The following is a 19,129-nucleotide window of genomic DNA, read 5'->3' as shown; positions in this document are numbered from 1 at the left end:
GGGCCGTGGGGCCGGGGAATGCTTGTAAGGTTGGAGTGGAGCCGCGCGGGGCGGAAGCGCCGGCACCACAGCGCCAGCCATAAGGAGAAGCCATGAACCCGGAACCCTCCGGAACAGCCACGTCCCAGGATGTTGCGTTGCCTGCCCGGGCGCGTTTCGGCTCCTCCGAGGTCCCTGCGGCAAGGGCCACCCAGGACCGCATCGACATCCCGGAATTCGCACCCAACCTGCAGCCTGAGGGCGACATCCGGCCGGACCGTTTCCTGGACCGCGAACTGAGCTGGCTCGCCTTCAATTCCAGGGTGCTGGAGCTGGCCGAAGACCCTACCCTTCACCTCCTGGAACGCGTCAGCTTCCTGTCCATCTTCGCGTCCAACCTGGACGAATTCTTCATGGTCCGCGTGGCCGGCCTCAAGCGGCGCATCGCCACAGGCCTGGCCGTTCCGTCGCCCGCCGGACTCAGCCCGGTGGAGGTGCTGGAGCGGATCAGCGACGAAGCCCACCGACTGCAGGAGCGGCACGCCCAGGTTTTCGCCGACCAGATCCGCCCGGCACTGGCGTACGAGCACATCCACGTCATGCAGTGGGGCGAACTGGACGACGCCGCCCAGCAGCAACTCAGCGTGATGTTTGCCGAGAAGGTCTTCCCCATCCTCACGCCGCTGGCGGTGGACCCTGCGCACCCGTTCCCGTACATCTCCGGGCTGTCACTGAACCTCGCCGTCGTGGTCCGGAACCCGGTCAGCGACAAGGAGCTCTTCGCCCGCGTCAAAGTGCCTGACCAGCTGCCCCGCCTGATTTCCATCGACGGTCCGCGGGCCGGCGCAGTTCCCGGGCGGGTGGCACGGTTCATCGCCCTCGAGGAAGTCATTGCCGTCCACCTGGACAAGCTGTTCCCGGGCATGGAAGTGCTGGAGCACCATACCTTCCGCGTTACCCGCAACGAGGACGTGGAGGTGGAGGAGGACGACGCCGAGAACCTCCTGCAGGCGCTGGAGAAGGAACTGCTGCGCCGCCGCTTCGGCCCTCCGGTGCGGCTTGAGGTGACCACGGACATCAACCCGAACATCCGTGCACTCCTGATCCGCGAACTGGGGGTGGAGGAATCCGAGGTGTATTCGGTTCCCGCGCCGCTGGACATGCGTGGCCTGTCGGTCATTGCCGGAATCGACCGCGCCGACCTCCACTACCCCAAGCACATGCCGCACACCTCGCGGTACCTGAACGAGTCCGAAACCTCCAAGGCCGCCAACGTCTTTGCCGCCATGCGGCGCCGGGACATCCTGCTGCACCACCCGTACGATTCCTTCTCCACCTCGGTGCAGGCGTTCCTGGAGCAGGCGGCGTCGGATCCCAAGGTCCAGGCGATCAAGCAGACCCTCTACCGTACGTCCGGGGACTCCCCCATTGTGGATGCCCTGATCGACGCCGCGGAGGCAGGCAAGCAGGTTCTGGCCCTGGTGGAAATCAAGGCACGCTTCGACGAGCAGGCCAACATCTCCTGGGCCCGGAAGCTGGAGCAGGCAGGTGTGCATGTGGTGTACGGCATCGTCGGCTTGAAGACGCACTGCAAGCTTTCGTTGGTGGTGCGCCAGGAGGTTGACGGGCTGCGCCGCTACTGCCATATCGGCACCGGCAACTACCACCCCCGGACGGCCCGGTACTACGAGGACCTGGGCCTTCTGACCGCGAACGACCAGGTGGGCGAGGACCTTTCCAAGCTCTTCAACCAGCTCTCCGGCTACGCCCCCAAGTCCACCTTCAAGCGTCTGCTCGTAGCGCCCCGGTCCGTCCGGTCGGGACTTATCGACCGGATCGAGACCGAGATCCGCAATGCGCGGGCGGGCGTTCCCGGCCTGGTGCAGATCAAGGTGAACTCGATGGTGGACGAGGCCATCATCGATTCGCTCTACCGTGCATCGCAGGCCGGCGTGAAGGTGGACGTCATTGTCCGAGGCATCTGCTCGCTGCGCCCGGGCGTCCCGGGACTGAGCGAGAACATCACCGTGCGCTCCATCCTGGGCAGGTTCCTCGAACACTCACGGGTCTTCGCCTTCGCCAATGGCGGCGACCCCGTGGTGTACATCGGTTCGGCTGACATGATGCACCGCAACCTGGACCGCCGGGTGGAGGCACTGGTCCAGTTGAGCAGTGCGGACGACATCACCTATGTCCTTGACCTCCTGCAGCGCTACATGGACCCGGAAACGTCCAGCTGGCACCTGGACAACCAAGGCCGCTGGACCCGGCACCACCTATCCGACGACGGCAAGCCGCTTGAGGATGTCCAGTCCTGGTTGCTGGCGTCCCGGCCGCGGCAGCGCACCCTGAGCCGGCGCTAGGCAGCGCATTGTCGAGCGATGCACTCGTAGCCGACCAGACTGACCACCCGGGGGAACCCGTTGCCGTGACGGCTGCGGGTGCCATCCCGTGGCGGGTCAACAAAGACCGGCTGGAAGTCCTGTTGATCCACCGGCCGCGCTATGACGACTGGTCATGGCCCAAGGGAAAGATCGACGACGGCGAGACGGTCCCGGAATGCGCCGTCCGGGAGGTGCGCGAGGAGATCGGCCTCGACGCGCCGCTGGGAATTCCCTTGCCGCCCATCCACTACCACGTTGCCTCCGGCCTCAAGAAGGTCCACTACTGGGCGGTCAAGGTCAACGGCAATGGGCTTGTTCCGGACGGCAAGGAGGTGGACAGCGTGATGTGGTGCGGCCCTGACAAGGCAGCCCGCCTGCTATCCAACCCGTCCGACGTCGTCCCTTTGGAGTACCTGCGGGACGCGCATGGGCGCGGCAGCCTGGACACGTGGCCCCTGGTGGTACTCCGCCATGCCAAGGCCAAACCCCGTTCGTCCTGGAGCAAGGCCGAGGGCGAGCGGCCGCTGGCTGCCACCGGGACCAGGCAGGCCCAGGCCGTGGGCCGGCTCCTGCTGGCATGGAAGCCGATGCGGGTGGTCACCAGCCCGTGGCTGCGCTGCGTTGCCACCGTTGCTCCGTACGCACGGGCCACCGGGGCGAAGGTGAAACTCGCCGAAGGCCTCACCGAGCACAGGCACCAGCGGAGCCCGCGCAAAACGGCGGCCGTCATCGAATCCCTCTTTGACAAGCAGCGGCCAGTGGTTGCCTGCACCCACCGGCCGGCCCTGCCGACAGTACTCAAGCAGCTTGCCGGCCACATGCCTTCGCACCTGGCGAAATTGCTGCCCGCGGACGAGCCCTTCCTCTCCCCGGCGAGCTGGTGGTGTGCCATGTAACCCATGGCGGGAGGAAGCGGATCGTGGCTGTGGAACAGTTCAAGCCGTTCGACGACTAGCCGGACACCGGCTTGACCGAGGGCTCTTGTCCGTCTTGACTGGGGGGACCACGCACTGTTCTGGGGGATAACGTGCACGTTGCCACTATCGCTGTCGTCGACGACGTTCCACCGCTGGCCCTGTTGTGGCCGCTTCTTCTGGCCGGTGGAGTGTACTGGCTCCTCTCGCGGGTCATCCGGGGCGCGAGGGATGGCAGCCCAAGGGCGTCGCGACATGCGTTTCTGGTGGGGCTGATCGGGTGGCTTGCCAGTTCCCTTGTGCCCGCCGCGAACGCGGGAATCATTCCCCTCCCCCACTCAGCGACCATCCCGGCGGCCATCCTTCCCGCCCTTGCTTGGCCGGTCCTCGGTTGCCTGGCTGCGCATGTCCTCGGGCAACTGAGTTATCCACGGCCGCAGTCGACGCCGGACGCTCCAGGCGCGTCCCGGCGCCGCATCCGTGACATCGTTCCCCGCCGCCTTGGATGGACGGTGGCGGCCATCTTCGCGGGAGCCGCGGCGCACATCGCGTGGATGTCCGCGCTGCCGGGTTTCCCTTCCCGCGCCTACGAGTCACGGCCCGACGGCCATGGGGGATTCACCACCTTCGGCGGGGAAGGGCGCATCCCCGGCCAGGAACTGGCACCGTACCTGGGCGGCGCCCTGATCGTCCTGGCGGCGGGAACGTTGTTCGTCCTGGCGCTGGCCGCCCGCCGGCCCCCTCTCGCCGGGCTGGCCCCGAAGGAGGATGACCTGCTGCGGACGATCGCCGGCAACCGCCTCCTCCGGACCGTGGCAACTGTGGCGTCCGGGCTGGGGGCGATCGCCGGAAACCACGCAGCGCGCCCCGATCCGGCCACCGGACTCGGCAGTTGGACCAACCCTGCCGGTGCCCTGAACCTGGTGGTCCTGGCGGTGATGCTCTTCTGGCGCCCGCCCGCCCTCCAGGGCCAGCGGCCACCCCTCAAGGCCGCCCAGGTAAATGCCCGGCCCGAAACCATGCTGGCTGTGTCAGTGGGACCGGCCATGGGGCTCGCGGCGTTCGTTCCCGTGCCGGTGGCCATTTTCGTCCCGTGGGCGGTGACGGGGCACGCCGCCCCGGTGGCGGCAGTTTCGGCGGCTGCGATACTGGCCGTTGTTTCACTCGGGGACTTGGTGATGCACCGCAATTATGGCTCGGCTGGCCTGCCCCGGCATTGGCCCCGGCAGCCCGTGCATCCGGCCTTGATGGTGGCTCTTGTGGCGGCGGCAGCCGTCATGGCGGTGGTGGTCGCCTGTGTCGCAGGCCGGCAGGCGGAACTCGCGGTGCGGCAGACGTGGGAGGTGACAGTGTGGACCGGCGCAGGCACCGCGCTCCTCGCCGCCGTCCCTTTAGTGCTTGCGAGGCGGCGCCGCAGTGTTGCCGCCGAGGTCCCGGGACTCGACGCCGCCCTCCGGGCCATCACGGTACACCGTGTGGCGCGCACACTGACAGCCTTCTTCGCTGCCCAAGCGGGGTTGCTCCTGATGAGCGCGGGGCCCAACCTTGGGCCGCAGGCGGCTTCCGCCCAGGGCCCATGGGACGCGGTGTGGCAGGGGGCGTCCGGCCTCGGCGCCTTGTTGACCGCCGCCGCGGTAGTGATCGCAGTGGCCCCGGTCTCAGCCCTTGCCCGGGGACCCGAAGCCAGCCTTTCGTTGGGACCACCCAGTAGACTTGGGGCGTGAGCATCCCTACGCCTTATGAAGACCTCCTGCGCGATGTCCTGGCCACCGGCACCCATAAATCGGACCGCACCGGCACCGGAACCACCAGCGTTTTCGGCCGCCAGATGCGCTTTGACCTCTCCAAGAGCTTCCCGCTGATCACCACCAAGCGGGTCCACTTCAAGTCCGTGGCGGTGGAACTTCTGTGGTTCCTGCGCGGCGAGACCAACATCAAGTGGATGACGGACCAAGGCGTCACCATCTGGAATGAATGGACCGACGAAGACGGCGACCTGGGCCCGGTCTACGGCGTGCAGTGGCGTTCCTGGCCCACCCCCGACGGCGGCCACATCGACCAGATCGCCGAACTCATCGAGAACCTGAAATCGAACCCTGACTCCCGCCGGCACCTCGTGTCCGCCTGGAACGTCTCCGAGCTCAACGACATGGCGCTCCCGCCCTGCCACGCCTTCTTCCAGTTCTACGTGGCGAACGGCAAGCTCTCCTGCCAGCTCTACCAGCGCTCCGCCGACATGTTCCTGGGCGTCCCGTTCAACATCGCCTCCTACGCATTGCTCACCTGCATGATCGCCCAGCAGGTGGGCCTCGAACCCGGCGAGTTTGTCTGGACCGGCGGGGACGTCCACATCTACGAAAACCACATGGACCAGGTCCTCAAGCAGCTTGAACGCGAGCCCTACGAGTATCCACAGCTGAAAATCACCCGCAAGCCCGCGTCGATCTTCGACTACACACTGGAGGACTTCGACGTGGTGGGCTACCAGCACCACCCCACCATCAAGGCGCCGATCGCGGTATGAGCACCGAAAACTTCACCGATCCGCAGTCCTTCACGGAGGAACTGGCTTCCTCCATCACCGGCGTGGGCCTGGTCTGGGCCCAGACCTCTGATGGGGTCATCGGGATGGAAGGAGACATGCCCTGGCATCTGCCGGAGGACCTCAAGCACTTCAACCGGCTGACCACCGGGCACCCGGTCATCATGGGCCGCAAAACCTGGCTGTCCTTCCCGGACAAGTACCGTCCGCTGCCGGGGCGCACGAACATCGTCATCACCCGGCAGAAAAGCTGGGCCGGCACGCCTGAGGCGGAGGGCGCCGTCGTGGTTCCTTCCCTTGATGACGCGCTCCTTGAGTCGCAGTTTGTCGACGGCGGCGAGACAGTCTGGATCCTGGGCGGCGGGGATGTCTTCCGCCAGTCCACCGAGCTTGCCAACGTTGCAGTGGTCACCACCATCGATGTGAAAGCCGACGGCGACACGTTCGCCCCCGAGCTTGGCCCCAGCTGGGAGGCCACCGCCTCCGTCCCGCCGGACGGCTGGCTGACGGCCACCAACGGCACACGCTACCGATTCACCAAATGGTCACGGACCGAGGGCTAGGAACATGCTGAAGAAACCCGAAACCCTGTTCGTCCTGGGCTACATGCTGCTGCCACTGCTGGCCCTGCTGTCCGCGATCGTGGGGCTGACCATGATCCTGGGCGGCAACAAGATCGCCGGGGCCATCGTGCTGGTGGTGGTCACCCAGGTGTTCACCTTCGGCGCGTTCTTTGCGCTGCGCGCCCGGAAAGCTGCTGTGTTGGAGCAGTCGGACCGGGGTTAGGTCCAGCCAACTTTCAGGTTGCCTGGGGAAAGCGCCCCGTCCCGGCGGTGCTTCCCGTGCGCTAGGCTGGTGCGCGCAGCTTTCCGGGGGCTTTTGAACGAATATTGGGGGAATCCTGATGGCAGGAACTTTGTGGGGCGACGACATCGAGCAAACGAGGGCCCTCGCGCAGCATTTCAGCACGACGGCGGACGTGCTGCAGCAGTGAGCTTCGACAGTGGCCGTGAGCGCCGCAACGATGCCGTCCACGCCGAACATAAGGCCGCGCTTGCGCGGGGTGAAAAACGGGTGCTACGAAACACCAGCACCGGCGAACTGCACAGTTACCCCGCCGACGAAATAGGGTTTTCCCCAGGCCGCGGCCACGTACAGGTCCAAACCTGGTGGGGTATGGGCATCCTGACAGGCGTCCTGGTGCTCTTGGCCATCCTTTCCCTGGTAATACTGCTCAGGCCCCTCGCGGACGGCGGCCAGCCGTTTTGGGGCGCCCTGGTCCTCACTGCATTCGGCATTTTTGGAGCCTGGTATACCGTCCGCATGGCGAGGGAGGAGTATCGGGCCAGGAAACTGCGGAAGGAGCGGCATGCTCCGGAACCTGGAGCAGGACCGCTCGGCGAATGAACCGCACGCCAGGCCGCAGGTGCCCGGTGGAGCAAAGCGATGCGGATTATCCTCCGCACCGTGACGGGTGAACTGCAGAGCCGGCAGGGCCGACCGGCCGTGACGTAACCGACTGCGCCCGGCTGGTTCCGAAGTCTAAACTGGTCGAATGACTACAGCAGCTACCCCCTCCGTCGGCCTGGTCGGATGGCGCGGCATGGTCGGCTCCGTCCTCATGCAGCGCATGCAGGACGAGGGCGACTTCGCCAACATCAACCCGGTGTTCTTCTCCACCTCCAACGCGGGAGGTGCCGCGCCGTCCTTCGCTGACGGCGCCGGCAAGCTCGAGAACGCGTTCGACGTCGACACGCTGGCCAAGCTGCCCATTATCGTCACCGCCCAGGGCGGCGACTACACCAAGCAGGTCCACGGCGAACTGCGCAGCCGCGGCTGGGACGGCCTGTGGATCGACGCCGCTTCCACCCTGCGCATGAGCGACGACTCCATCATTGTCCTGGACCCCATCAACCGCGACGTCATCGACAAGGGCCTGGTCAACGGCACCAAGGACTTCATTGGCGGCAACTGCACCGTGTCCTGCATGCTCATGGGCCTGGGCGGCCTGTTCAAGAACGGACTGGTGGAGTGGGGCACCTCCATGACCTACCAGGCTGCCTCCGGCGGCGGAGCCCGGCACATGCGTGAATTGCTCAGCCAGTTCGGCACGCTCAACGCCGAGGTGAGCACGGAGCTGGACGACCCCGCGTCGGCCATCCTGGACATCGACCGCAAGGTCCTCGCCCACCAGCGCACGGACATCGACGCCACCCAGTTCGGCGTCCCCCTGGCCGGCTCCCTGATCCCCTGGATCGACGCGGACCTGGGCAACGGGCAGTCCAAGGAAGAGTGGAAGGCCGGGGTTGAAACCAACAAGATCCTGGGCACCTCCGAAGAAAACCGGGTGATCATGGACGGACTCTGCGTCCGTATCGGCGCCATGCGCTCCCACTCCCAGGCACTGACCCTCAAGCTCCGCGAAGACCTGTCCGTGGCCGAGATCGAGAAGCTGCTGGACGAGGACAACCAGTGGGCCAAGGTGGTTCCCAACACCAAGGAAGCCTCTATGGCGCAGCTGACCCCCGTTGCCGCCTCCGGCACCCTGGACATCCCGGTGGGCCGCATCCGCAAGATGGAAATGGGCCCGCAGTACATCAGCGCCTTCACCGTGGGCGACCAGCTGCTCTGGGGGGCCGCCGAGCCGCTGCGCCGCATGCTCAACATCGCCACCGGCAACCTGTAACAGCCGGCCCGGCCGCCGCGGAGGCAGATCATGGCATTCCTGGTCCTCGCCCTGATCACCGTGGTTGCCATGGCCGGCCCGTTGCTGGCGCTGCCTGCCAGATGGCGGGTTCCAGTGGTGGCGGGCGAGCTGTTCGCCGGCGTCGCCATTGGCCGGAGCGGGCTGAACCTGGTCGATGCCTCCGACCCCACGCTGCGGCTCCTGTCCGACGTCGGCTTTGCGCTGCTGATGTTCGTCGTCGGTACCCATGTGCCCGTGAGGGACGCCCGGATCCGTTCAGCCCTCGGCCACGGTGCGGTGCAGGCGGGGGTGGCTGCGGTCTTGGCTGCCGCCACCGGAGTTGCCGTGGCGGCGGCCTTCGGTACCGGCCATGCCCCGCTCTATGCGGTCCTGCTCGCTTCCTCCTCAGCAGCCATGGTCCTGCCGATTGTTGACTCACTGGGCCTCGGCGGCCCTCCCGTGCTGGCCATGACGGCACAGGTGGCCATCGCGGATGTCGCCTGCATCGTGGCACTCCCCCTTGCCCTGGACCCCGCGAACGCAGGCCGGGCCGCGGTGGGCTCCCTCGCCGTCGCGCTTTGCTCGGTGGTGCTGTTCCTGCTGCTGCGACGCGCCGAGCAGTCCGGCGCCCGCGCCAGGCTGCATAAACTTTCGGAAAACCGGAGGTTCGCCTTGGAACTCCGGATCCAACTGGCAATCCTCTTCGCCCTGGCCGGACTGGCCGTGCTCAACAACGTATCCATCATGCTGGCCGGTTTCGCCTTCGGCCTGGTGGTGGCGGCGGTGGGTGAGCCCCGGCGCCTTGCCCACCAGTTGTTCGCGGTCAGCGACGGGTTCCTGGGCCCCGTCTTCTTTGTGTGCCTGGGCGCCTCGCTGAACCTGAGTGACTTGGCGGCGCACCCTGGCATGATCCTGCTGGGACTGTGCCTCGGTGGCGGCTCCCTGCTCATTCATGTGGTCCTCCGCCTGCTGGGCGTGCCGGCCATCCTCGGCGTCCTGTCCGCTGCCCAGCTTGGCATCCCGGTGGCCGCGGCCAGCATCGGAACCCGGACGGGGGTCCTGTTGCCCGGTGAGGGCGCCGCAGTGCTGCTCGGGGCTCTGGTCACGATTGCCGCGAGTGCGTTTGCAGGGCAGCGTGCCGCCCGGCGGTGGACGCCGCCGGCAGCTGCGAAGCCGCTTCCATCAACCTAGCGGGCCAGGAACTCCAAATACTCGCGCGCGGCCTTCGCAAGCGCTTTTTGGGCGGCAGGGCCAAACGTTGCGGTTGCGTGGAACATTTCGGGAACGACGACGGCGCTCCGGCCCGTGCCCTGGACCATCCAGGTGCCGGTCACCGTTCCCGCGGCCACCAGGGTCTTTTTGAAGATGCCGTTGCCGCCCGGAACGATCAGGTCGAAGTGCTCCGGGGCCAGGACGGGCGTGCGGTCAGTGTAGCCGAGGACGAACTCGTCAAACCCGGGCAGCAGGCGCACGGAGCGGGCGCCCGGCAGGCCGGTGTCGAGGAGGGACGCCGTCTCGGGCGACATCCAGTATGAGGTCCCTCCCCATTCCAGCTCCACCACTTGCGCACTGACCTCCATGAGCGCGGACCTCACCTCGGTCAGCGGCAGCTGCGTCCACCAGGCGAAGTCCCGGAGGGTGGCCGGGCCGTGGCTGCGGAGGTAGCGCAGCAGGAATTCCGCGACTGCTTCCTCCCGGTCCAGGCGGCGGGAGGAGGGTATCCACTGGTCGAACGCGGCAATCAGCTGCTGGTTCCCGGCCAGGGGACCCAGCACCAGCCAGCCGTGCCGGCAGAGCGAGCCCAAGAGGTGGACGCCCCGCTGTCCCTGGGTCGGCTGGCCGCCGGCGTCGAATTCCCGGAACAATTCGGCGCGGCTGATGGGGCCGTCCGCCAGGATCCGGTCAAGGGCGATGTCCCGCGCCTTCTCAACGTCCGCCCAGGCAATGTCCAGCTGGCGGTGCCGGGCAGCGATGCTCCGGGTGAGCCGCTCGGCGGTGAGATCGAGCATCCAGCGCAGGTCTTGGGGGGCCACCAGATGCAGCGTTCCGCGCATCGGCCAGGACCGCACCACCGTGCCGGTGTTGATGGCGGCCCGCACGTCCGTGAGTCCGGAGCCCGGTACCCGCACTCCCACCGCCCACAGGGCTGCGGGCAGCTCCTGCGCCTGCATGGCAGTCATCCACCGGACCAGTTCCGGCACCGTGCCGCCTCCGCCCGCAAGGCGCTGCGACGCGAGCCGCAGCCTGCCTATCATCCTGCGGTCGCGCGGTGTACCTCGTGCAGCCATGGCCCCATCCTAGGCCGGGGCACGGCTGTCCAGAGTTACACCCCCTTAGAGTTCCAGTCCGATAAGCAGCGGCTCGGGGTGCAGCAGGATACCGAAACGGCGCTCGACGCCGGTGCGCACCTCCCGCGCCACAGCGACCATATCCGCCGCGCTGGCTGAGCCGCGGTTGGTGACGGCGAGCGTGTGCTTGGTGGACAGGGAGGCCCGGCCCGCGGACACGCTTCCCGGTTCCAGCCCGAACCCCTTGCCGAACCCCGCCTGGTCAATCAGCCACGCTGCCGAGAGTTTCACCTGTCCGTCCTGTCCTGCCGGATAGCGGGGAGCCGATTCGGGCAGCGTGTCGGCCACATCGGCCGGGACGATGGGGTTGGTGAAGAACGACCCGGTGGAATAGGTATCCCTGTCGGCGGCGTCCCACACCATCCCCTTGGAGGCGCGCAGCCGCAGCACTTCCCGGCGGACGTCATTGGCGTAAGCGCGCTTGCCCACCTCGACGCCGAGGGACCGGGCCAGTTCGGCATAACGGATGGGCGCGCTCATGCGGCCCAACGGCAGCTGGAATTCAACGGTGAGGACCACGTACCGGGGGGAACCGTCAACGGTGCTCCGCTTCAGGATGGAGTCCCGGTAACCGAATTCCAGCTCCGAATTGGTAAACGTCTGCACCGCGTTCCGTTCCCGGTCCCAGGTACGGACGGCGGCGATGGTCTGGGACACTTCGGCACCGTACGCTCCCACATTTTGGACGGGCGTGGCCCCGGTGGAGCCCGGGATTCCGGACAAGGCCTCTATCCCCGACCAGGCATGGCGAACGGCGTACTCCACCAACCGGTCCCAATTGTGGCCTGCCTGCACCACCACGGCCACACCGCCGCACGAGTCCTCCGCATTCACGGTGAAGCCCTCCGAGGCGATCTTCACCACGGTGCCGGGGTACCCGTCGTCGGACACCAGGAGGTTGGAGCCGCCGCTGATGATCAGGAGCTGCTCGCCGGCGGCATCCGCCGTCCTGACGGCGTCGATGATCTCGCCCTCGGTCCGGGCCTCAATGAAGGTTCCGGCGGGGCCGCCGACGGCGGACGTGGTCAGCTGGGAAAGCATGGTGGCAGTCACCCGTCAACAATACTAGGGAACCTCCAGGCCGCCCCGGCCCGGCCCCGCCTTGCGAGGAGTAACAGAATCGACAAATAACTAACAGGTTCAGTGTTGGATATTTACAAAGTTGTCATATGTGCGTATTTTCGAGCCAGCGGATCACAGACCTGGGTTCGCATTCCCCAAACCGCATAGGACAGCTATGACCATCACCAGGACTCTGGCCACGAGCCTCATGAGCCTATCGACAGCCGCAGTGTTCGCTTTCTCCTCGGCCGGCGGCGCAACAGCGGCACCCTCCGCGCCAGGAAACGACGCAGTACCCGGGATCAGCAGCACCAGGACAACCGGTGACACCGCCGACTACTGGACGCCCGAGCGGATGCGGGCAGCCGTCCCGGGCGATGCACTCGCCAAGAAGGCATTGCAGCGGCAAAAGGGCAATACTGCCCACGTGGGGGAATCGCCCAGCACAGGCAGCGAAACCAAAATCAAGGGATCGGATCCAACGGTCCAGCCGATGGCGAACGCCAGCGAAAACCCCGTCCCGCATATCGGCAAAGTGTTCTTTACCCTGGGCGGGACAGACTATGTGTGCTCGGCCAACTCGGTGGCCTCCACGAACCGGAGCACGGTGTCCACGGCGGGCCACTGCATCAATGAGGGCCCCGGCGCCTTCGCAACCCGGTTCACGTTCGTCCCCGCCTACCTCAACGGGTCAGCTCCGTACGGCAAGTGGACGGCCCGGGCCCTCTACGCCCCCACCGAGTGGAGCTCCTCGGGCAATATGCAGTACGACACCGGGTTCGCCGTGATGTCGCCGCTGAACGGCCGCAACCTCGCGGATGTCGTGGGCGCCTCCGGTGTCCGGTTCAATGCCGCGCGCGGCCTCGCCTACAAGGCATTCGGCTACCCGGCCGCGCCGCCTTTCAACGGGGAAACCCTCAAGAGCTGCTCGGGCACGGCCACCAACGATCCCTACAACCCGCAGTTCAACACCCAAGGCATCCCCTGCAACATGACCGGCGGTTCGTCCGGCGGTCCGTGGTTCATTGGCACCTCCGCGGGCGGTTACCAGAACTCGGTCAACAGCTATGGCTACGGCAGCAACTCCACCACCATGTACGGCCCGTATTGGGGCTCGGTCATCCAGTCGGCCTACAACGCCGCCGCCGCTTCCTGACCCACACGTGCCATAAAAAAGGTTGAGGGAGGATGCCTTCGGGCATCCTCCCTCAACCGCATTAAGCAGCCCGGCCGGTGAAAGGGCCGGGCTGAGGTGTCAGGGCCGGGTCAAGCCAGCTTGACCAGTGCCTGCGCCTTCATCAACACCTTTTGCCCGGCGGCCACAACGGTGAGGTCAATCCGTGCGGTGTTGGCCTCGGCGTCGAGCTTTCCGATGATGCCGCTGACCTCCACGGTGGCGCCGGGTTCAGTAGTGCCCGTGGTATCGGTGACCAGGACGGGCTTGGTGAAGCGGGTCTGGAAATCGACGACGGCGGCAGGGTCGCCTGCCCAGTCCGTGACCAGCTGGACGGCAGAGCCCATGGTGAACATGCCATGCGCGATGACACCGGGCAGTTCCACGCTGGTGGCAAAAGCCTCGTTCCAGTGGATGGGGTTGAAGTCCCCGGAGGCGCCGGCATACTTGACCAGGTCGGTGCGGGTCACCTCGATGGTGCGGTTGCCGATGTCCTGGCCGGGGCTGAGTTCAGTGAGGCTGGGGCGCATGGTTACTGTCCCTCTCCGCGGACCAGGATGGACGATGTGGTGGTGGTGACCTGCTCGCGGGAATCCCCGTCGCCGAGGGCGAAGATCTCCGAGCGGGTGGTGATCATGGCGCCGCCGCCCATGGCCCGGACACCGTCGACGTGCAGCTCCGCGACGAGGCGGTCTCCGGCCACGATGGCGCGGTGGTGGGTGAACCGCTGGTCGGCGTGGACCACGCGGGAGAAGTCGATTCCGGCGTCCGGATCCTCGATGAGCTGGGCGTCGGCCCGCTGGGCGATGATGATGGCGAACGTGGGTGGCGCCACGAGATCGCGGTGGCCCAACGCCTTGGCTGCCTCAACGTCGAAGTGTGCAGCGTGCGTGGCCTTCACGGCGCGGGCGAACTCGCGGATTTTCTCCCGGCCAACGTCGTACACCTCTGCGGCAGGGTAGCTGCGGCCCTGCAGGTCCGGATTGATAGTCATGGATTCCAGCCTATCTCCCGCGCGTTGGCGGCAGGAAACGTGCGCCGAAACGCTACCGGCGGAGGTTCTTCCGGATGGACTGCCCGCGGACCACCATGCCGACGACGTGCAGCACCAGGCCCAGCCCGATCAGCGGCAAGGAAGCCATGGCGAGGCCCTGGTTGCCGCCGGTGTTGCCGATGAGGTTGAGGACAATGCCCACGGCAATCAGTCCCATCGCGCTGAAGACCAGGACTTTGTAGCGGGTTGGCGCGGTGGCCCAGAATTCGTTCAGCACCGTCCAAGTCTACCGAGGCCGGCGGCCCGCCAAACCCTGCCGGTTAGAACAGGGCTTCCTGCAGTGCCGGCACGGCTGAGGCGTACTCCCCCAGCACGATGGTCCGGGCGGCCAGTTGGGACAGGTTGACCACGAATCCGGCGTCCGTGCCGTCCAGCCGGACCAGGGCATTCGCCCCGCTCAGCGACGCGACGTCGAAGCCGTGGCGCCCCCGGTCCAATGCGTGCGGGTACGCGTGGCGGGGCCCGGCCGCATGGAGGTCGCCGGCATGCACCGGCCGTACCCACTGCTCCGACACCGCGTCGAAGCCCTCGACCGCGGTCCGTGCCAGCAGCGCCCGCACCTGGCCCGCGGCGCGGGCGTTGACGGCCGTCAACTCGGCACCCGGAAGGGGGTACAACAGGGCCTCGGCCTTAGCCGCGGACCGGACCTGCTGGGTCAGTCCCGCCTCCTCCGTCACCAGGTCCTCAAGGACGCGCACCACCTTTCCGTCCCGTGCCCTGGCGACGTAGGTTGCCGCAGCGGCGCCCTGTTCGGCCAGCCGGTTCCACTTTCGCGGTCCGGAGGCCGTTCCCACCTTCGTGGCGCCGCCTGCGAAGGTGGCCACATACAGCCAGTGTTCCTGCATCAGGTAATCCCGCAAGCCGGGCGTGACCCGGCCGCCGCGGTGGAAATCATGCATCAAACGGGATTCGTCCAGCACGAAGCACCGCTCGCACTGTTTTCCGCGGGCCGCGGCCGCCGCCGAGGCACAAGGGATATGGTCCCGGCGCGTTGACGAGTGAACCACCGTATGCCCCAGGCAGGACTTGCCGGGGCGGACCACCTCGAAGCCCAGGCGTGCCCGCGGCTGGAGGCTGAGCTCCCGGAAGTCCCCGTCCGGTGACTGCAGCCGCAAAACCGGGCTGCCGGCGTCGGGCGCTGCTGTGCAAGCCTGCACTGCCGGGGAGGCGGGCGCCCCATCCCAAAAGACCCCGTGGACCAGGTATGGGGTATCGGTCAACGGGGTCTCCTGCGGGAACGGGGTGGCGTTAAAGGGCCGGCTGGACCCCGAAGGCTACGGCGAGCTTCATGATCTTCTCGGCGCGGCCCAGGCGGGGCAGGTCGGAGCCGTCACGGATCACGCGGCCGTTGGCTTCGAAGTCGTTCATGAAGTCGGTGGCCCATGCGACGTCGGACGGGGTGGGGCTGATGACCTCGTTGATCACCGGGGTCTGGTCGATGGCCAGGCAGAGCTTGCCGGTCATGCCCATCATCACCGTGATGCCGGTCTGTTCGCGCAGGATGGGGTGGTTGGTGCCGACGGTGGGGCCGTCGATGGGGCCGGGCAGGTTGCCCACGCGGCTGGCGACGACCAGCTTGGCGCGCGGGTAGGCCATGGCCTCCGGGGTGGCGGCCATGCCGGTATCGCGGCGGAAATCGCCGGAACCGAATGCCAGCCGGAACGCGCCCTGGGCCTTGGCGATGTTGTTGGCTTCCTCGATGCCGACCGCGGACTCCACCAGCGGGATCACGGGGGTCTTGCCGTCCATGCGGTGGAAGCTCTCGGTCACCTGGTCAGCCGACTCGGTCTTGGCGAGCATGACTCCCAGCAGGCCCGGGGTGCCGCGCAGGCCCGCGAGGTCATCGGCCCAGAACGGGCTGGTGGCGTCGTTGATCCGGACCCAGGCCTGGCCGCCGGCGGTCAGCCAGTCCACCACATTGGCCCTGGCCTGGTCCTTCTGCGACGGGTCCACGGCATCTTCAATATCCAGGATGATCGAATCGGCGCGGGACACGGCCGACTGGTCGAAGAGCTCCGGCTTCATGGCATTGACGAGCAGCCACGAACGGGCGATCTCTGCGGGGATATTGCGTTCCGGCCTTACGGTTTCGGCGGCGATGGTAGACGTCATGGTTTCTACAGTATCCGCCCGGGAAGCGGCACGGCGAAGAAAACGGCCGGCTTGTGAGGATCAATACGAACTAAACGCGTTGTGACCGGATATGGAAGCGGCAGGTGCCCTGATGGCCACGCATCAAGGCACCTGCCGCCACAGGGGTGCGGAACGGTCAGGGGATGTTGCTGCCGCGTGCCGTCACCCAGAGCTGGTACCAGTCGGCCCGGGTCATGGCACCGGCCACCCTCTCCGCCTCGGCACAGGCGAGGATGCGTTCGGGGTTGGCCGTCCCGATCACCGGCGCGATTCCGGCCGGGTGCTTCATCAGCCAGCCCAGCAGGACCGCCTCGCCGGTGGCCCCGTACCCTTCCGCGAGTTCCGCCACAAGCTCGGCGGTGGCGGCCTCTGCCCGGGTGGGGCTTTCCAGCTCCGCCCCGGTGTAGGCGCCCCGGGCGAGGGACCCGTACGCCTGCAGGGTGATGTTGTTGCGGGTGCAGTACTCCAGCGTCCCGTGCGGGAAGCTGTAATCCAGGTGCTCCGGGTGGTTCACCAGGACCTGGCTTTCCAGCCAGGCCCGCTTGAGCAGGCTCATCTCCAGTTGGTTGGCCACCACCGGCGTCTCCAGCCGGTCCTGCAAAGCTTCGATCTGGGCGGCAGACATGTTGGATACACCCAGTTGCCGGACCTTGCCCTCGGCCATCAGCTGCCCGACGGCGGACGCGACCTCCGCCGGGTCCGCCAAGGGATCCGGGCGGTGCAACAGCAGGATGTCCACGAAGTCCGTCCGAAGCCTCCCGAGGCTGCCGTTGACCCGCTCCAGGATGCCTTCCCGGCTGAGGTCGTAGTGGGTCTGCAGGCCGCGTTCATTGAGCCGGATGCCGCACTTGGTCTGCAGCCGGATCCGCTCCCGCAGGCCCGGGGTGGCCGCCAGCACCTCGCCAAAGACTGCTTCCGACTTGCCCCGCCGGTAGATGTCCGCGTGATCGAACAGGGTGGTCCCTGCGGCCATCGCCGCGTGGACGGCGGCAGCGGCCTGGTCCACATGCTTGGCTTCATGCGGCTCGTCAGACCAGCTGCCGCCCAGTCCCATGCACCCGTAGATGAGTTCCTGCATCAGGGGCACCCGGTCCCACGGCTGCCGTGCATCAGCGCAGCCACGCGGTGGTGTTCGCCGGCAGCTTGCCATCCTCCAGCGGCGAGCTGCTAACCAGCACTTCACCGGCGGGAAGGTCCACAGCCGTGGTCCCGAAGTTGGTCACCGACTGCCAGCCGTTGGGGCGCTTGAAGTGCAGCACGTCCGGTGCGCCGGCTTCGATCCACTCCAGCCCTTCACCCGTGAGCAGTTCCCGGCGCAGCTTCAGGGCCTTGCGGTAAAGCTCCAGGGTGGAGCCTTCGGTGCCGTCCTGGGCCTCGACGGCGTACTTGCTGAACCAGTCCGGCTGCGGCAGGTGGGAGCCGCCGTCGCCAAAGCCGAACGAGGTTCCCTCGACCTTCCACGGCAGCGGCACGCGGCAGCCGTCGCGGCCGATTTCCACGCCCTTGTTGCGGAAGAAGGACGGATCCTGGCGTTCCGATTCGGGGATGTCGGCCACTTCCTGCAGGCCCAGTTCCTCGCCCTGGTAGAGGTAGGCGGAGCCGGGAACGGCGAGCATCAGCAAGGTTGCGGCGCGGGCCCGGCGTTCGCCGAGTTCCACGTCCAGCTGGTCCTGTGGTCCCCCGGCGAGCAGCCAGTCCTTGCCGTCCTGGCCCTTGGCACCGGCCTTCTCCTTGGCCACCTGCGGCAGACCGTAACGGGTGGCGTGCCGGACGACGTCGTGGTTGGAGAACACCCAGGTGGAGGAGGCGCCGGTGGCAGCGGCCTCGGCAAGGTTGCGGGTGATGATCTCCTGGTACTCGGCGGCGTCGAAATCGGCCTGCAGCAGGTCGAAGTTGAACGCCTGGCCCAGGCCCTGGGGACTGGCGTAGCGGGCGCGCCGGGTGGCGTGCACCCAGGCTTCGGCCACGGCGGTGCGGGGCGGGCTGTACTCGTTGAACACCTCACGCCATTCGGCGTAGATTTCGTGGACTTCGTCGCGGTCCCAGAACGGGTGCGAGCCGTCGTCGAACCCGTCCACGCCGGTGTTGGCCGCGCTCAGTTCCAGCTTGGACAGCAGCGGCTCGGTGAGGTCCTTGGTCAGCGCGTGCGCCACGTCGACGCGGAAGCCGTCCACGCCGCGGTCGGACCAGAAGCGCAGGGTCTTCAGGAAGTCGTCGCGGATCTCGCGGTTGGACCAGTTCAGGTCCGGCTGCTCCTTGGCGAAGATGTGCATGTACCACTGGCCGGGCGTGCCGTCCGGTTCGGTGATCCGCTCCCACGCGGGTCCGCCGAACACCGAGTCCCAGTCCGACGGCGGGAACTCACCGTTGGGGCCCTTGCCGTCGCGGAAGATGTAGCGGTCGCGGGCCGGGGATCCCTTGGGTGCGGCCAGCGCCTCCTGGAACCACCGGTGCCGGTTGGAGGAGTGGTTGGGGACGATGTCGGCGATCAGCTTGATGCCGGCGTCGTGCAGGGCCTTGGCCATCTCGTCGAAGTCCGCCAGCGTTCCGAGCTTGGGATCGACGTCGCGGTAGTCGTCCACGTCGTAGCCGCCGTCAGCGAGGGCAGAGGGGTAGAACGGGCTCAGCCAGACGGCGTCGATTCCCAGCGACTTCAGGTACGGCACCTTGGCGGTGATGCCCTTCAGGTCACCGATGCCGTCGCCGTTGGAGTCCGCGAAGCTGCGCGGGTAGATCTGGTAGACGGAAGCCTGGCGCCACCAGTTGGGATCGGCGAGGCGGTCGGAGTCGGACAGGGTTGCCAGCGTGGCAGTGGTGGACAAGGAAACGGTCCTTTTCGTCGGTGTGGGTATA

Annotated in this window: 18 protein-coding genes and 1 pseudogene; 10 read left to right on the top strand and 9 right to left on the bottom strand. The window is 67.1% G+C overall.

What is annotated here, in order from left to right; translation table 11 throughout:
* Window positions 1-92 precede the first annotated feature (92 nt).
* The 9 genes and pseudogenes from ACX5I6_RS10675 (at window position 93) to ACX5I6_RS10635 (ending at window position 9,696) form a co-directional block, all read left to right on the top strand.
* Window positions 93-2,342, top strand: a complete 2,250-nt coding sequence (locus ACX5I6_RS10675; protein WP_461840471.1) for an RNA degradosome polyphosphate kinase — start codon at window positions 93-95, stop codon at window positions 2,340-2,342.
* A gap of 8 nt (window positions 2,343-2,350) precedes the next feature.
* A pseudogene (locus ACX5I6_RS10670) lies at window positions 2,351-3,318 on the top strand (NUDIX hydrolase).
* 72 nt (window positions 3,319-3,390) lie between these two features.
* A complete protein-coding gene (locus ACX5I6_RS10665) occupies window positions 3,391-5,001 on the top strand; it encodes a hypothetical protein (RefSeq protein WP_461840470.1) in 1,611 nt (536 codons plus the stop codon).
* Entirely contained in the window at window positions 4,998-5,801 is an 804-nt protein-coding gene (locus ACX5I6_RS10660; protein ID WP_461840469.1) for a thymidylate synthase, read from the top strand. Before ACX5I6_RS10665 ends, ACX5I6_RS10660 begins: the two co-directional genes overlap by 4 nt.
* A complete protein-coding gene (locus tag ACX5I6_RS10655) occupies window positions 5,798-6,382 on the top strand; it encodes a dihydrofolate reductase (RefSeq protein WP_461840468.1) in 585 nt (194 codons plus the stop codon). The genes ACX5I6_RS10660 and ACX5I6_RS10655 overlap by 4 nt, the downstream gene beginning before the upstream one ends.
* A gap of 4 nt (window positions 6,383-6,386) precedes the next feature.
* Window positions 6,387-6,605 carry an NF038396 family protein gene (locus ACX5I6_RS10650; protein WP_188570795.1) on the top strand — a complete coding sequence of 73 codons (219 nt, stop codon included), beginning with the start codon at window positions 6,387-6,389 and terminating at the stop codon, window positions 6,603-6,605.
* 390 nt (window positions 6,606-6,995) lie between these two features.
* Complete coding sequence (locus tag ACX5I6_RS10645) at window positions 6,996-7,226, top strand: hypothetical protein (RefSeq protein WP_461840467.1); 231 nt, start codon at window positions 6,996-6,998, stop codon at window positions 7,224-7,226.
* A gap of 148 nt (window positions 7,227-7,374) precedes the next feature.
* A complete protein-coding gene (gene asd, locus ACX5I6_RS10640; protein ID WP_461840466.1) occupies window positions 7,375-8,505 on the top strand; it encodes an aspartate-semialdehyde dehydrogenase in 1,131 nt (376 codons plus the stop codon).
* Between the two features lie 30 nt (window positions 8,506-8,535).
* Window positions 8,536-9,696 (top strand): cation:proton antiporter, encoded by a 1,161-nt coding sequence (locus ACX5I6_RS10635; protein WP_461840465.1) that lies wholly within the window; start codon window positions 8,536-8,538, stop codon window positions 9,694-9,696.
* Here the strand turns inward: ACX5I6_RS10635 and ACX5I6_RS10630 are convergent.
* The gene (locus ACX5I6_RS10630; RefSeq protein ID WP_461840464.1) at window positions 9,693-10,793 is read right to left on the bottom strand and encodes a winged helix DNA-binding domain-containing protein; all 1,101 of its coding nucleotides are present in this window, start codon (window positions 10,791-10,793) and stop codon (window positions 9,693-9,695) included. The genes ACX5I6_RS10635 and ACX5I6_RS10630 overlap by 4 nt on opposite strands.
* Before the next feature lie 45 nt (window positions 10,794-10,838).
* On the bottom strand, window positions 10,839-11,906 hold the full coding sequence (locus ACX5I6_RS10625; protein ID WP_285248605.1) for a UDP-N-acetylmuramate dehydrogenase: 1,068 nt from the start codon (window positions 11,904-11,906) through the stop codon (window positions 10,839-10,841).
* Between the two features lie 184 nt (window positions 11,907-12,090).
* Between ACX5I6_RS10625 and ACX5I6_RS10620 the strand changes: the two genes are divergently transcribed.
* Window positions 12,091-13,071: a trypsin-like serine peptidase gene (locus tag ACX5I6_RS10620; RefSeq protein WP_461840463.1), complete on the top strand. Its 981-nt coding sequence runs from the start codon at window positions 12,091-12,093 to the stop codon at window positions 13,069-13,071.
* Between the two features lie 110 nt (window positions 13,072-13,181).
* On the opposite strand, the gene ACX5I6_RS10615 is transcribed toward ACX5I6_RS10620, so the two are convergent.
* The 7 genes from ACX5I6_RS10615 to ACX5I6_RS10585 form a co-directional block, all read right to left on the bottom strand.
* Entirely contained in the window at window positions 13,182-13,619 is a 438-nt protein-coding gene (locus ACX5I6_RS10615) for a MaoC family dehydratase (RefSeq protein WP_387456144.1), read from the bottom strand.
* Between the two features lie 2 nt (window positions 13,620-13,621).
* Window positions 13,622-14,083, bottom strand: a complete 462-nt coding sequence (locus ACX5I6_RS10610; RefSeq protein ID WP_285248602.1) for an FAS1-like dehydratase domain-containing protein — start codon at window positions 14,081-14,083, stop codon at window positions 13,622-13,624.
* Window positions 14,084-14,135: 52 nt separating this feature from the next.
* Window positions 14,136-14,360 (bottom strand): DUF3188 domain-containing protein, encoded by a 225-nt coding sequence (locus ACX5I6_RS10605; protein ID WP_018760507.1) that lies wholly within the window; start codon window positions 14,358-14,360, stop codon window positions 14,136-14,138.
* Between the two features lie 43 nt (window positions 14,361-14,403).
* Window positions 14,404-15,363, bottom strand: a complete 960-nt coding sequence (locus ACX5I6_RS10600; RefSeq protein ID WP_461840462.1) for a DUF2797 domain-containing protein — start codon at window positions 15,361-15,363, stop codon at window positions 14,404-14,406.
* 28 nt (window positions 15,364-15,391) lie between these two features.
* Window positions 15,392-16,255: an HpcH/HpaI aldolase/citrate lyase family protein gene (locus tag ACX5I6_RS10595; protein ID WP_018760509.1), complete on the bottom strand. Its 864-nt coding sequence runs from the start codon at window positions 16,253-16,255 to the stop codon at window positions 15,392-15,394.
* A gap of 157 nt (window positions 16,256-16,412) precedes the next feature.
* Window positions 16,413-17,354, bottom strand: a complete 942-nt coding sequence (locus tag ACX5I6_RS10590) for an aldo/keto reductase (RefSeq protein ID WP_461840461.1) — start codon at window positions 17,352-17,354, stop codon at window positions 16,413-16,415.
* Window positions 17,355-17,385: 31 nt separating this feature from the next.
* The gene (locus tag ACX5I6_RS10585; protein WP_461840460.1) at window positions 17,386-19,098 is read right to left on the bottom strand and encodes a glycoside hydrolase family 13 protein; all 1,713 of its coding nucleotides are present in this window, start codon (window positions 19,096-19,098) and stop codon (window positions 17,386-17,388) included.
* Window positions 19,099-19,129: the final 31 nt, after the last annotated feature.

This window comes from Arthrobacter sp. MMS24-T111, assembly GCF_054888995.1.
The sequence above is the reverse complement of the archived record's forward strand: the minus strand, read 5'-3'. Positions and strand labels throughout refer to the sequence as shown.